We start from the raw sequence: 14,009 nt of genomic DNA, 5'->3' as shown, positions 1-14,009 counted from the left end.
GACCGTCCCCTGCGCCACGTCGCTCCCGTGGGTCAGTGCCTCTTGCTCACGCGTTCCCGCTCGACCCCGCTCGACCACGCCGGCGTCAGGCTCGCGCCCGATGCCCGCCGCGCCTCTCATACGCGAAAGAAGGCTGCTCATGGCCCTATCGACGTCCAGCGCCATCACCCTGAACATCAACGGCGAAAAGCACGCGCTGCCCGTCGACCACCGCACCACCCTGCTCGACGCCCTGCGGGAACGCCTCGATCTGACGGGCACCAAAAAGGGCTGCGACCAAGGCCAGTGCGGTGCCTGCACGGTGCTGCTCGACGGCCGCCGGACCGTTTCCTGCCTCCAGCTCGCGGTGGCCGCCGAGGGGCGGGAGATCACCACCATCGAGGGTGTGGCGGACGGTGAGCGGCTGCATCCGGTGCAGCAGGCATTCCTCGATCTGGACGGCTACCAGTGCGGCTACTGCACACCGGGGCAGATCTGTTCGGCCATCGCGGTGATCGAGGAGCACGCGGCGGGCTGGCCGAGCGCCGCGACCGCCGACGTGCGGCCCGGGCCCGAGGTGCCGCCGCTGACCGCCGAGGAGATACGGGAGCGGATGAGCGGCAACCTGTGCCGTTGCGGTGCGTACGTCTCGATCGTCCAGGCGGTCGCACGGGCGGCCGGGGCCGAGGTCACCGGCGACGCGGAGGTGACGGCATGAGGGAATTCGGCTATCAGCGGGCCCATGACGTGCCCGGCGCGCTCGCCGTACTGGGCGCCGACCCCGAGGCGCGCGCCCTGGGCGGCGGCACCAACCTCGTCGACCTGATGAAGGCCGGCGTGGAGCGGCCCGCCCTCCTCGTCGACCTGCGTGACCTCCCCCTTGACCGGATCGAGGCCACCGACGACGGCGGGCTGCGCATCGGCGCCACGGTCAGCAACAGCGACCTCGCCGCACACCCCGAAGTCCGCCGCAGGTACCCGGCGTTGACGCAGGCCGTACTGGCCGGCGCCTCCGGGCAACTGCGCAACATGGCCACGGTCGGCGGAAACCTCCTGCAGCGCACCCGCTGCGGCTACTTCACCGACCTGTCCAAGCCGTGCAACAAGCGCACCCCGGGCAGCGGCTGCCCCGCCGTCGAGGGCGAGCACCGCAACCACGCGATCCTCGGTGCCTCCGCGCACTGCGTGGCCGTGCACCCCTCGGACATGGGAGTGGCACTGGCGGCCTTCGACGCCGTCGTCTCGTACGAGACCGCGGACGGCCCGGGCGAGGTGCCGCTCGCGGAGTTCTATCTGCCGGTGGGCGACACCCCGCACCAGGAGACCGCGCTGCCGCCCGGCGCGCTGATCACCGCGGTGACCCTCCCGCCGGCGCCGGTGGCCGCCCTCTCCCGCTACCGCAAGGTGCGCGAGCGCGCCTCCTACGCCTTCGCGATCGGCTCGGCCGCGGCCGCCCTCGACGTCCGCGACGGCGTCGTCCATGACGTGCGGCTCGCCTTCGGGGCGGTGGCGTCCCGGCCGTGGCGGGCCCGAGAGGCCGAGCGGGTGCTCATCGGCGGGCCGGCGAGCGCCGAGGCGTTCGGCACCGCCGCGGACGCCGAACTGGCAGCCGCCCAGGCGCTGCCCGACAACGGATACAAGGTGACACTGATGCGCAATCTCGTCGTCGCCCTGCTGACCGAGCTCGCCGAGGAGGCCGGCCGATGACCACGACGACGACGGGAAGCAGCGCGCTGACGGGAGCCGTGGGCACCGCCCACACCCGGGTGGAGGGCCTGGCCAAGGTCACCGGCGCGGCCCGCTACGCCGGCGAGATACCGTTCGCCGAACTGGCCCACGGCTGGCTCGTGTTGTCCACCGTCGCCCGTGGCCGGATCCGGTCCGTGGCGGCCGATCCCGTCCTCGCGATGCCCGGCGTCCTCACCGTGCTGCACCACGGCAACGCCCCACGCGTCGAAGGCGACTACATGGGACCGCTGGGGCCGCCCGACCCGGTCCTCCAGCTCTTCCAGCACGACCGGGTGCCGTACGTCGGCTGGCCGGTGGCCCTGGTCGTCGCGGAAACCTCCGAGCAGGCCCGGGAGGCGGCCGAGGCCCTCACGGTCGAGTACGACACCGAACCGCACGACGTCGCGTTCTCCGCGGGCCGGTCCGGCATGCACACGCCGGAGGGCTCGGCGGCGGGCAAGGGCGACCTGGCGGCCGCACTCGCCGCGTCCGCCGTCGTCGTGGAGGCGGAGTACACCACACCGGAAGAGCACCACAGCCCGATGGAGCCGCACGGGGCGACGGCCCACTGGGACGGCGGCCGGCTGGAGGTCATCGACTCCAACCAGGGCAGCAGGTTCGTCGCGGACGAGCTCGCGAAGCTGTTCTCGCTCGACGCGGACGCGGTGCGGGTGCGCTCCGAACACATCGGCGGCGCCTTTGGGTCCAAGGGGACCCGCGTGCACGCGGTGGGAGCGGCGATGGCGGCGACCGTCCTGCACCGCCCGGTCCGGGTCGTGATGACCCGTCGGCAGATGTTCACGCTCACCGGCTACCGCAGCCCCACGGCCCAACGCGTCAGGCTCGGCGCCGACCCCGACGGGCGGCTGCGGGTCCTCGACCACCAGGCGGACTGCCAGACGTCGACGGTGTACGAATTCATGGAGCGCAGCGCCGACTTCGGGCGCCCGCTCTACGACGCGGACGCGCACCACACCGTCAACCGCGTCGTCCCGCTCGACGTCCCCACCCCGACCTACATGCGCGCACCGGGTGAGGCGCCGGGCTCCTTCGCACTGGAATCCGCGCTCGACGAACTGGCCGAGAAGTGCGGCGTCGACCCGATCGCGCTGCGCGTGCGCAACGAACCGGTCGTGGGGCCGCTGTCCGGACTGCCGTTCAGCAGCCGCAACCTCGTCGCCTGCTACGAGGAAGGCGCCCGCAGATTCGGCTGGGCGGACCGTGACCCACGACCCGGCATCCGCCGCGACGGGCGCTGGCTGCTCGGCACGGGCATGGCCGCCGCCACGTTCCCCATGCTGTCGGCGCCCTCCACCGCCGTCGTGACGGCGGAGGCGGACGGCACCTTCACGGTACGGATCGCCGCCAGCGACGTCGGTACCGGCGCCCGGACCGCGCTGACCCAGGTCGCCGCCGACGCGCTGGAGGTGTCGCCCGAGCGCATCCGGATGCGGATCGCGGACAGCTCCTTCGGGCCGGCGATCCTCGCGGGCGGCTCGATGGGCACCCGCTCGTGGGCCTGGGCGATCATCACTGCGGCGGGCGAACTACGGGAGCGGCTGGCGCTGGGCGGCGCCGTCCCGCCCGAGGGCATCACCGTAAGGTCCGACACCTCCGCGGCCGTGGGCGCGCTGGCGCAGACGCAGAAGGAGCGCTACACCTTCGGGTCGCAGTTCGCCGAGGTCGCGGTGGACGTCAGCACCGGCGAGGTGCGGGTCAGGCGGATGCTCGGGATCTTCGCCGCGGGCCGGATCGTCAACCCCCTCACCGCGCGCAGCCAGTTCATCGGCGGCATGACCTGGGGCCTGTCCATGGCACTCCACGAAGAGGCCACCAGGGACCAGGCGTCCGGCGGCCACGTGGGCGCCGACCTCGCGGGCTACCACTTCGCCGCGAACGCCGATGTACCGCACATCGAGGCCGACTGGGTGGACGACCCCGACCCGGACGACCCGGTCGGCATCAAGGGCATCGGCGAGATCGGGATCGTGGGAGCCGCGGCGGCGATCGCCAACGCGGTCTGGCACGCCACCGGCGCACGTCAGCGGCACCTGCCGATCAGGCCGGACCGCGTCCTGCGGGCGGCCGGGGGAGCACCGGGTGCTTGACATCGCCGGCGAGCTGCACCGATGGGCGGAGGAGGGACGGGAGTTCGCCGTCGCCACCGTCGTCGCCGTCGGCGGCAGCGCACCGCGCCGGCCGGGCGCCGCGCTGGCCGTCGACGGCCGGGGCACGGCCGTCGGCTCGGTCTCCGGCGGCTGTGTGGAAGGGGCCGTCTACGACAGCTGCGTGCAGGCGCTGGAGGACGGCGGCACGGTCCTGGAGCGGTTCGGCTACAGCGACGAGGACGCCTTCGCCGTCGGCCTGACCTGCGGCGGGACCATCGAAGTCCTGGTCACGCCGGTGAGCGGGCCCGACCGGGCGGTGTACGCGGCCGCGCTGTCGGCCGCCGCGCGCGGCGAGGCCGCGGCGCTGGTCCGGGTGGCCCGGGGCCCGGCCGAACTCCTGGGCCGGGCCCTGCTCGTACGGCCCGACGGTACGTACGAGGGAGGTCTCGGCGGGCAGGCGGAGCTGGACCGTACGGCGGTGGCGGAGGCCCGCGCGCTGCTGGCGGCCGGCCGCACCGGCAGCGTCGAGCTCTCGGAGAGCGGCTCGCGCTGCGGGGTCCCCGTGACGCTGTTCGTCGAGTCGAGTGTGCCGCCGCCCCGCATGATCGTCTTCGGTGCGATCGACTTCGCCGCGGCACTGGTGCGCACGGGCAAGTTCCTCGGCTACCACGTGACGGTGTGCGACGCCCGCCCGGTCTTCACCACCCGGGACCGCTTTCCGGAGGCCGACGACATCGTCGTCGACTGGCCGCACCGCTACCTCCGGCGCACCGAGACCGACCAGCGCACGGTGCTGTGCGTCCTCACCCACGACGCCAAGTTCGACGTCCCCCTGCTGGAGGTGGCGCTGCGGCTGCCGGTCGCGTTCGTCGGCGCGATGGGATCGCGCCGCACCCACGAGGACCGCACCGCACGCCTCCGCGAGGCCGGCGTCGGCGAAGCCCAACTGGCCCGGCTGCGTTCCCCGATCGGCCTGGATCTGGGCGCGCGGACCCCCGAGGAGACCGCGCTGTCCATCGCCGCGGAGATCGTCGCGGTCCGGCAGGGCGGTACGGGCCTGCCGCTGACCGGGTCGCGGACACCGATCCACCAGGACCGGCCGCCGATGCCCCGCGCGGCCGGTGTCAGGCGGCGCTCGGGTGCGGCGGCTTCCAGCCCCACGCGGTGAGCATCCCGGGGGCGAGCGCGGCGGAATCCGGCGACTCCAGGGCCTGCCGGGCCTGTTCGAGCTGCGCCTCGTCCACCTGGCCGGTCGCCAGGAGCGCCTCCCGGGTGCGGTCCCAGGTGTCGGCCCAGAACCGGCTGACCGGGCTGCCGGGGAGCAGCGGGGGCACATGGATCTCGCCGGCCACGGAGCGCAGCCCCTCCTCCAGCAGCAGGGAAGGGCAGTCGGGGACCCAGGAGACGTCCGTGCCGATGGTCTCCCGCAGGGCCCGCCACATCGCGCGCATCACCAGGGTGTACGGGGTGGCCGGTGCGGCGGCGGTCGTCAGGTCGACGGCGTCGCTGAGCACCAGCACCCCGCCCGGGACGAGCAGGGTGCTCAGCTTGGCGATCATGCGGCGCCAGGAGCGCAGGTGCATCAGTACGAAGCGGGCGTGCACGAGGTGGAAGAAGCCGGGGTCGAAGCCGGGCGCGGTGATGTCGGCGGCCTGCACCACCAGCCCCGGGGGCCGGTCGGTGAGGAACCGGGTGTCGCGGTCCACCGCCAGGACGGAGGTGACCCCGGCCGACGTGAGCAGCCACCGGGCGACGGTGCCGGTTCCGGCGCCCACGTCCAGGCAGTGCCAGCCGGGGCCGGCGCCCAGCGCCGCCAGCCGGGCGGTGGTCACCCCGTCGTAGGCGAGCGCGCCCAGATCGATGCGGTCGGCCTCGCCGGTCTCCTCCGGGCGGAAGACGTCCTCGCCGTAGCGCCCGGTATCCGTACGCCGCATCCCTCCAGTATGACCGCGGGACTCATGCCCTTCCTGTCGTGCCGGCCGGGGCCGGTGGCGGGGCCGGCAGCGCTTCCGCGCAGGGGGCCGGGGGCAGGGTGTCCTCGGGGAGCGGTCCAGGGGCCCCGCGGGACGGCGGCCGCCGCCCGGCGGCGCCACGGTGCCGGCGCAGCAGCAGGTGCAGGACGGTCAGCAGGACGGCGGTGGCCAGCGCGCTGTGCCACAGCAGGGTGTCCAGGCGGCCCGCCGAGAGGTAGGCACCCGCGGCGACGGCCGCCAGCGCGCACACCCCCCGGTCGACGATGCTCTCGACGGACAGCAGGGTGGCGCGCGGGGCGCCCGCCGGCACGGCGTCGTTCACCAGCTTGCGCTGGAGCGGATAGGCGAAGCCGGTGACGGCGGCGAACAGACACAGCAGCGCGATGACCGTCCAGGGCCCGCCGAGCGTGATGCCCGCCAGGGCCGCCGCCAGCGCCAGGCTGAGCAGCGACACCCAGGCGACCGGGGAGAGCCGCGTGCTGAGCCACTGCGGCCGGGCCGACGCCACCGCCTCGGCAACGGTCATGGCGGCGAGCACACTGCCGTGCGAGCCCTCGCCGATGCCGTGGTCCAGCAGCACCGGCTGGAACAGGTTGACCTGGCAGATGCGGGAGAGGGTGAACACGGCGACGCCCTGCACCACGACCAGCGCGAGCCACGGCGTGGTGCACACGCAGCGCACCGCGGCGACCGCCTCGCGCAGGAACCCGGGCCCGCGCCGGCCCGCTCCGGTGGAGCCGCTTCCGGCGGGCCGGTGCGCCACCTGGCGCGGCAGCAGGAGGGCACAGAGGAAGGAGCCGCCCGCGCTCGCGGCGCTCAGCACGTACGGGGCGGGGTGCGCCAGGGCCATGAGCGGGCCCAGCAACGGCCAGCAGATCACCTTCGCGGCCAGGCCCAGCGCGCGGGCCTGGCCCTCGGCCTTCAGATAGTGGGCGTCCGCGCCCTCGGCCCGCAGGCCGTCGTAGAGGTAGGCACTGGCCGCGCCGGAGGTCAGCGAGCGGCCGGCGGCGATGAGCAGGAAGTGGACGAGGAAGCCGGTGTAGCTGGGGGTGAAGACCGGGGCGAGGTTCGCCACGGTCATCACGACCGCCCCGGCCCGCAGGCAGTTGCGGGTGCCGATGCGGTCGGCCACCAGGCCGGTGGGGATCTCGAAGAGGCAGAACGCGAGGTAGTAGATGCTCTGGATGCCGAAGATCTCGCCGTCGGACAGCCCCGCCTGCCGCTGGTAGGCGTAGAACACCGGCATCCACCACAACAGGTTGAACAGCAGCTGGAAGCCGTTGTTCAGCCGGATGATGCGGCGGGCCCGCGGGGTCAGCGGCGCGCCCTTCGTACGGGGCGCGCGGGCGGTGCCGCCACCGGTCAGCCGGCCGCTCACCGTGCGTAGGGGCGGATCTGGACCAGGTGGAAGGCGCCCTGATCGGTCATCAGCCATTCGATGTCCAGCGGCTGGTCCACGTCGGTGTCGCTGAAGTGGGACTGCAGCAGCCGCCCGGTCAGGGCCAGCTGCGCCAGCCGCTGCCGGGTGCCGGCCGGCAGGTCCTCGGCGGACGAGCCCAGCGCGACGGTGCGGCCGCCGCCCTCCACGGTGTTGTAGAGGTACTGGAGCGGCAGCGCGGTGCCGTCGACGACGGTTTCGGGTGAGCCGGGGGAGCAGTTGAGGTAGACGTTGCGGAAGTCCACCCGCCGGGTCGGGTTGCAGGTCACCAGGACGCCGCCGAGGTCCGCGGGCTGGTAGCGCTGGATGATCACGCCCATGTAGGTGTCGTCGAGCGAGATGCCCGCCTGGTGGCGCAGCCGGACGCTGCGCGCCGACAGCAGGGACGCCCACACCTGGCGTACCGCGTCGAGCAGCTCCTCGGTGCCGTGCACCGTGGTGATCGAGTCGTACACCCCGGCCGCGGAGAACCCGGGCAGGTCCTCGGCGTTGGAGGAGGACCGCACCACGAGACGGCCGGCGGCGGCCGCGCCGCCGGGCAGCGCCCCGGTGATGCTGCGGATCACCTCGTCGGGCATCGGGGCCTGCCGGATCAGCTGCTGCAACTGCAGACAGAGCGGGTCCACCGCGTCGACGGCGTCGAGCTCCAGGGCCATCTTCAGCTTGCCGATGCCCTGTTGCACGGCGGGGGAGGAGATCAGGAAGCGGTGCTGCAGGGCGAAGGGGAGGGCGATGCCGTCGGGGGCGGAGACCGTGCTGCGGGTGAAGTCGCGGGCGGCGGCGCGGAGTTCCGCTCCCCGGGTGGCGGGCGGTACGCCCAGCCGGGCCGCGAGATGGGGGTAGAGGTCCACGCGCGGCGGCCGCGGGTGGCCGTGGAACGCGGTCAGGTCGACGGTGTGGCTGTCGAGGACGTGGTGCAGCTCCCCGAGGTTGGCCGCCTTGGTGCCGTAGCGGTCCTGGTCGGTGCGGCGCAGCCGGTGCAGCGGCAGCGCCGGTACGTCCACCAGCAGCGGGGTGCGCAGCCGGATCCGGTGCTGGTGCCAGACGGGGGCCTCGGACGTCGGCGCCTGGGCGAGCCGTTCGAGGGTGATGTCGTCGTCGTGCACCGTGTAGCGGACCCAGGCGCCGTCCAGGCCGTCCGCCGCGACGATCCGCTCCAGGTCGCGGACGATCGCGTTGGGTATGCCCCAGCCGGAGGCGAGGACGTTGGTGTGCGAGAGCGGGGTGGTGGGCGCCGTGTTGATGAAGCCGGCGACCCGCGGTACGTCGTCCGGCAGGCACGGCATGGCGACGATGTCGGACCAGCCGAGCGTGCCGGCGGCGGCCGCGTACTCCTCGCCGGTCCGGAAGTGGCGCAGCCGGCCGACCGCCTCGCCCGGGTTGAGCGGGGTCCGGGTGCGGTTGCCGAAGAGCTCGTGGCTGAGGATCCGCGGCACCCGGACGTCGCTGATCGCGGCGAGTTCGTGTTCCTGTCCGTGGTTCGCCGGCTTCAGCAGCAGCGGCAGCCGCCCGTCGAGCCGGTGGCGGACGAAGGTGTAGAACTCCTCCAGCAGCGGGCCGGTCATGGTGTCGGCCTCGGTCGTCTCCAGGACGAGGAAGGGCCGCTCCCGTCCTTCGGGGTCCTCGTCGGTGTGCAGGGAGAGCACACCGAGCAGAAACCGGCGCTCGGGGTCCGTGTAGACCGAGGCGTTGAAGGAGTCCAGGCAGGAGTCGAGTTCTGCCAGTTCCATGCCGAGCACGCGGGTGGCGATGTAGTCGACGTGGAAGGGGTGGACGGCGGTGTCGAGCAGGTGCCAGGTGTGCTCGGCGCGGTCCACCACGACCTTGAGGTACGGGTGGCCGGCCAGCGTGCCGGAGAGGGCGCGGAAGAGGGGCAGGGAGAGGTGCTCGCCGACCGTCGTACGGTCGCAGACGGGGCGCGGCCCGGCGGACGGTTGGGCCGCGGTGGTCACGGTGCTCATGAGCGCGCCTCCATGGGGTCGTCCTGGGGGAGGACGCGCGGGAGGGCGTCCACCAGGGTGCGGAAGTCGTGCAGAACGGTTTCGGGCGCGTCGGCGGACAGCAGGCACAGCGCCGCCATCGTGTTGGCGCCGGCGGCGGGGTCGTACACCGGGACCGGCGCCCCGTCGGGCAGCGAGTTCTCGGCCACGACCGACAGCCGGCTGCCGGGGCTGAGCGGCACGGCGTCCCGTACGGCCGGGAAGTCCCAGCGCCGCCGGTCCGGCCAGGCGTCACCGGCGCCGTCCACGGCCAGCACGACGAAGGAGCCCGCCGCGCCGCGCGCCTCCTCGGGGGTACGGGCCTCCTCGGGCCAGGTCACCGGGCGCCCCAGCAGATGGTCGACGAGCATGCCGATGAGGTCCAGACCGAAGACCTCCTCGATCTGCGGGACGGTCATCGCCCCGCCGAACCGGGCGGCGGTCTCGATCACCCACATCCGGCCGTCGGCACCGAGCTTGATCTCGGTGTGCGTACCGCAGTTCGCCAGGCCCAGCGCGTCGACCGCCTCGCGCGCGAGGGCCACCACGCGCCGCTGGTCGTCGGCGGGCAGCGCGGCGGGGGTGATGCCGGCGCGTTCGGTGAACGGCTCCACCGTCGGCATCCGGCCACTGAGGCAGACCGGGTGGAAGACGCCGTCGGCGACGACGCCCTCGACGCTGACGTAGTCGCCCCAGCCCGGCTGGTCGAACCAGCCCTCCGCGGTGCCCGGCACGATCTCCTCGACCAGGAAGTCGGCCCCCGCGTCGGCCACGTGCAGCTCGGCGTAGCCCAGTTCGGCGGATTCGGCCATCACCTCGCCCGCTCGCTGCCAGGCCGCCGGCACCTCGTCGGCGGAGCGGATGATCCGGTGGGCGGTGGAGCCGGCGCTCCAGGCGGCCTTGAGCAGCAGGGGGAGGCGCAGCGCGGCGGCCGCGTCGCGCAGCTCCCGCTCGTCGGCGACCGGGCGGAACCGGGGCTGGGAGATGCCCCGTTCACTCCAGACGCGGCGCATCAGCCGCTTGTCGCGGGCCAGCGCGCAGTTGCTGCCGGCGCCGGGGAGGCCGAGCTTCTCGGACGCCTCGGCGACCGCGACGACGGCGTACTCGGAGAAGGTGACCACCGCGTCGGCGCCGACCTCCCGGGCCCGGGAGACGATCAGGGACACCAGATCGCCGCGCTCCGGCCCGGCGGCGGTCGTCACGGACTCGCAGGCGCGCCCGGCGGAAGCGGCGACGGCGGGCGGCAGCGTGCTGAGCGCCAGCAGGTGCACTGCCGACCGCGCGGCGACCCGTGACAGGGCATACCCCAAGGGCGGCCCGCCCTTGGCATGCACAAACAGCACCGTGCTCACTGGAATTCGACTCCTCTGCAGATGAAGGAAGGTCTGGCGAAAGGCTGTTGACGCCCGCCCCCGGTGTCCGGGCGCCTCCTTCCAGAGAACCAGCCGGGCGACCCCCGGTTTGCCACCGCGGACGCCGGGCGCTCAGGCAAATGCCAGAGTTGTGGAGTTCGTCGGTCCGCCGGTGAAGGTTCCGTGATGCCGTATGGGACGACGGCCGGCTCCGCCGGATCGGCCGAGAACCGGGCATACGCCGAAGTGGCGGGGGATACGCATGGCGGTGGCGAGCGCCGCGCATCCGTTGAACTCTTCACCACAGAGGGGCCGTCGTGGACGAGACCGGTCTGAAATCGCTGCTGCAACACCTTCCGGTGTCCTGGTGGGAGGCCGACCATGAGTTACGGGTGATCGACAGCGGCGGGGGCGCCTTCGACGACACCCGGACCGCTCAGCGCTTCCTCGATACCGTCTGCCGGGAGCTGCCCGCCCCGGCCGGCGACGGGAAGCGGCACTGGCAGGCGTTCGACGGCCGGGTCTTCGAGGTGAACTGGCCCCTCGACCCGCCCCGGCAGGACCGCATGCGCGGGGTGGCGGTGGAGGTCGGCCCGGCCCCGTCCGGTCCCCGCCGCTACGACGCCTTCGCCGACCTCGCCCCCGCCGCGGCCTTCATCCGGGACGCCGGCGGCCGCTACCTGTGGGCGAACCACGCCTACGCGCACCTGTACGGCACCACCCCGGAGCACGTCATCGGCAAGCATGTGCACGAGGTCGACGCCCCCGCCGACGCCGCGCAGGTCCTCGCCCTGGACCAGGACGTTCTCGGCCGCGGCAGGCCGGTGCGGCACACCCTCACGTATCACCGCGCGGACGGCACCAGCGGGTACGCGGCCGGCCACCGCTTCCCGGTCCGCGAGGGCACCGAGATGTGCGTGGCGGGGATCTACCTCGACATCAGCGACTACACCCGCGCGCTCGACCAGCGGCGGGAGGCCGAGGAGAGCCTGTGCGCGCTGCGCGACCACAGCGGGCTGCCCTGCGCCCTGCTTTCCGTGGGCGGGCGGGTCCTGCAGGCCGGCGCGGCGGCTGCCGAGCTGCTGCAGACCCGCCTCTCGGACCTCGTCGGCCGTAGGGGGCACACCCTGCTCGCGCCCGTCCCGGAGCTGGCCGGGCTCCGGCGGAGCTGGCAGGACCTGATAGCCCGCCGCAGCCGGCGGATCCAGACCTCCGCCGTCCTCGTCGACGGCCGCGGCCGGCAGCGTCGGGTCCGGCTGCACCTCACGCCCGTGGGCCGCGGCCCGTCGCGCGTCGAGAGCGTCTGGGCGGTGATCACTCACCAGAGCCTCGCCCACGACGCGCATCCCCCGCTGACGGCCAGTCAGGTCCGGATCCTGTCCCTGCTGGCCGCCGGCCGCAGCAACGGCGAGATCGCCGCCTCGCTGCACCTGTCGCGGCAGACCGTCGACTACCACCTCAGCCGTCTGCGGGACCTGCTGGACGCCCCGACCCGCTGCGCCCTGGTCGCGCGCGCCTACGTCCTGGGCATCCTCGCGCCCCAGACCTGGCCGCCGCGTTCGGCGACCGCCGGCCATCCGCACAGCGCCACCTGACGGCCGCCGTGCGACGGTGCGCGCGGCAGCATGGGTGACGGAGCGACAAAAGCGCGCAGCGACACGTGTGATGCCCGTCTCAGCCTCCGGACAGCACACCCTGTGCAATTACGACTGGTGATCAATTCTGGCTATAGTGCAACCAGTTGAGCGCGTCGGAGTTGCGATTCCGACGCAATTCAGCTCATGGCTTTGTTGCCGCCTTGAGTGGGTGAGGTAAGCCCGACACTGTCGTTCCTGCCGTGCCGCATCCCACCGTGCTTCCGTAGCCCCCCATGATTGAGGATGCTGATGGTTGGTACTGCGTCGTCGCCCGGAAGCGCACATTCCGGCTTTGCCGCGGCGTGGTCGGCACCCCCTGCCGCGGCGGCCGTGGCAACGGCGGTCACCGCCGTACTGGTGCCGGCCGCCGCCACCGGCGCGGTCGTCTGGTGCGGCGTGGTCGCCACCGGGATCATCGCCTTGGTGTCGGCCGCCGCCGCACGGCGCGGCCGCGCGCTGGCTGAACTCCGTGCCGTCTCCGCCGAGCGCGAGGCACTGCTCCTGTCGCATCTCCAGCAGCAGGAAGCGGCCACCGTCCGACTGGCCGAGCAGCAGCTTCCGGCGGCGGTCGGCAAGCTCCAGGAGGGCGAGTTCGCCGAGGACGTGCTGCTGTCACTGGCCGCCACGGACAATGGACTCAGCCCCCAGTTCCGCGCGGCGCACGAGGCCCTGCTGCGGTCCGTGGTCGAGGCCGTCCAGGCCGAGGAGACCATGCGCGACTCCGCGCAGCGCGGTGTGGTCAACGTCGCCCGCCGCGTCCAGGCCCTCGTGCACCAGCAGGCGACGGACCTGCGCGCCATGGAGGACCGGCACGGCCAGGAGCCGGCGTTCTTCGCCGACCTGCTCCGGCTCGACCACGGCACGGCCCTCATCGGCCGGCTCGCGGACAGCATCGCCGTCCTCAGTGGCGCGCGGCCGGGCCGCCAGTGGAGCAAGCCGGTGCCCCTCTACAGCGTGCTGCGCGGCGCCATGTCCCGGATCCTCGACTACCAGCGCGTGGAACTGCACTCGGTCGCCGAGGTCGCCGTCGTCGGACCCGCCGTCGAGCCCCTCATCCACGCGCTCGCCGAGCTGCTGGACAACGCCACGCGCTACTCGCCGCCCAAGACCCGCGTCCATCTGACGGCGGTGGAGGTGCACATGGGCATCGCCATCGAGATCGAGGACGGCGGCATCGGCCTCAGCGAGGAGGCCCGGGCCCGCGCCGAGCGGATGCTGACCGAGGCCCGGGCCGGTATCGACCTCAAGGACCTCGGTGAGTCGCCCCGTCTGGGCCTCGCCGTGGTCGGCCGGCTGGCGCGCGCCTACGACTTCCAGGTGTCGCTGCCGCCCTCGGCCTACGGAGGCGTGCGCGCGGTGCTGACCGTGCCGAAGGGCTCGATCACCACTGCCCCCGCTCCCGGCCTGGCGCACGGCATCGGCGCCGCCTCCGGCCCGCGGCCGGAAACCCGTCGCTCCGCGCGGCCCGCCCCGTCGACCGCCGCCCCGGCGCCGCGGGAGCGTGCCGCCGCGCGGGCCGTCACCGAGGACACCGGTGCGTTCGCGGTGTCCCGTACGGACCGCACCGAGGAGCAGTCCGTCGCCCCCGAGGTCACCGCCAGCGGGCTGCCGCAGCGGCGGCGGCGCGCCCCGGACCCGGCCCGCAAGACGGCCCGCACGACGTTCCCCACCGGACCGGGCCCGGCGGCGGTCGCACACGAGGAACCGGCGCCCGGCGTCTGGATGGCCGAGCTGCACAGTGGCCTCTCCGGTGAGAGGCCGCCGTCGGCACCCGCCCGGACCAGCAACGACACGTCAGACAAGGGTGAGTAACCG

Annotated in this window: 10 protein-coding genes; 6 read left to right on the top strand and 4 right to left on the bottom strand. The window is 73.7% G+C overall.

Annotation, left to right across the window (positions count from 1 at the left end; translation table 11 throughout):
- The first annotated feature begins 139 nt into the window (after positions 1–139).
- Genes OO62_RS02045 through OO62_RS02030 form a run of 4 tightly spaced genes read left to right on the top strand, consistent with a single transcriptional unit; the run spans position 140 to position 4,983 of the window.
- A complete protein-coding gene (locus tag OO62_RS02045) occupies positions 140–697 on the top strand; it encodes a (2Fe-2S)-binding protein (RefSeq protein WP_033265376.1) in 558 nt (185 codons plus the stop codon).
- Positions 694–1,686 carry an FAD binding domain-containing protein gene (locus tag OO62_RS02040; RefSeq protein WP_033265375.1) on the top strand — a complete coding sequence of 331 codons (993 nt, stop codon included), beginning with the start codon at positions 694–696 and terminating at the stop codon, positions 1,684–1,686. The genes OO62_RS02045 and OO62_RS02040 overlap by 4 nt, the downstream gene beginning before the upstream one ends.
- Positions 1,683–3,815: a xanthine dehydrogenase family protein molybdopterin-binding subunit gene (locus OO62_RS02035; RefSeq protein WP_033265374.1), complete on the top strand. Its 2,133-nt coding sequence runs from the start codon at positions 1,683–1,685 to the stop codon at positions 3,813–3,815. Before OO62_RS02040 ends, OO62_RS02035 begins: the two co-directional genes overlap by 4 nt.
- Entirely contained in the window at positions 3,808–4,983 is a 1,176-nt protein-coding gene (locus tag OO62_RS02030) for an XdhC family protein (RefSeq protein WP_033265373.1), read from the top strand. The genes OO62_RS02035 and OO62_RS02030 overlap by 8 nt, the downstream gene beginning before the upstream one ends.
- Here OO62_RS02030 and OO62_RS02025 read toward each other — a convergent pair.
- The 4 genes from OO62_RS02025 to OO62_RS02010 are packed head-to-tail and all read right to left on the bottom strand — an operon-like array spanning position 4,940 to position 10,557.
- On the bottom strand, positions 4,940–5,749 hold the full coding sequence (locus tag OO62_RS02025) for a class I SAM-dependent methyltransferase (protein WP_033265372.1): 810 nt from the start codon (positions 5,747–5,749) through the stop codon (positions 4,940–4,942). The two genes, OO62_RS02030 and OO62_RS02025, sit on opposite strands and share 44 nt — an antisense overlap.
- A 22-nt stretch (positions 5,750–5,771) precedes the next feature.
- Positions 5,772–7,166, bottom strand: coding sequence for an MFS transporter (locus OO62_RS02020; RefSeq protein WP_077194170.1), 1,395 nt, complete (start codon positions 7,164–7,166; stop codon positions 5,772–5,774).
- Complete coding sequence (locus OO62_RS02015) at positions 7,163–9,187, bottom strand: PEP/pyruvate-binding domain-containing protein (protein ID WP_033265371.1); 2,025 nt, start codon at positions 9,185–9,187, stop codon at positions 7,163–7,165. Before OO62_RS02015 ends, OO62_RS02020 begins: the two co-directional genes overlap by 4 nt.
- Positions 9,184–10,557 (bottom strand): ATP-grasp domain-containing protein, encoded by a 1,374-nt coding sequence (locus OO62_RS02010; protein WP_033265370.1) that lies wholly within the window; start codon positions 10,555–10,557, stop codon positions 9,184–9,186. Before OO62_RS02010 ends, OO62_RS02015 begins: the two co-directional genes overlap by 4 nt.
- Positions 10,558–10,874: 317 nt before the next feature.
- Between OO62_RS02010 and OO62_RS02005 the strand changes: the two genes are divergently transcribed.
- Complete coding sequence (locus tag OO62_RS02005; RefSeq protein ID WP_033265369.1) at positions 10,875–12,152, top strand: PAS domain-containing protein; 1,278 nt, start codon at positions 10,875–10,877, stop codon at positions 12,150–12,152.
- 291 nt (positions 12,153–12,443) lie between these two features.
- On the top strand, positions 12,444–14,006 hold the full coding sequence (locus OO62_RS02000; RefSeq protein WP_410177141.1) for a sensor histidine kinase: 1,563 nt from the start codon (positions 12,444–12,446) through the stop codon (positions 14,004–14,006).
- Positions 14,007–14,009 lie beyond the last annotated feature (3 nt).

Origin of the sequence: Streptomyces lydicus, from assembly GCF_000717345.1 — a bacterium.
In the GTDB taxonomy this organism is placed as follows: domain Bacteria; phylum Actinomycetota; class Actinomycetes; order Streptomycetales; family Streptomycetaceae; genus Streptomyces; species Streptomyces lydicus.
The sequence above is the reverse complement of the archived record's forward strand: the minus strand, read 5'-3'. Positions and strand labels throughout refer to the sequence as shown.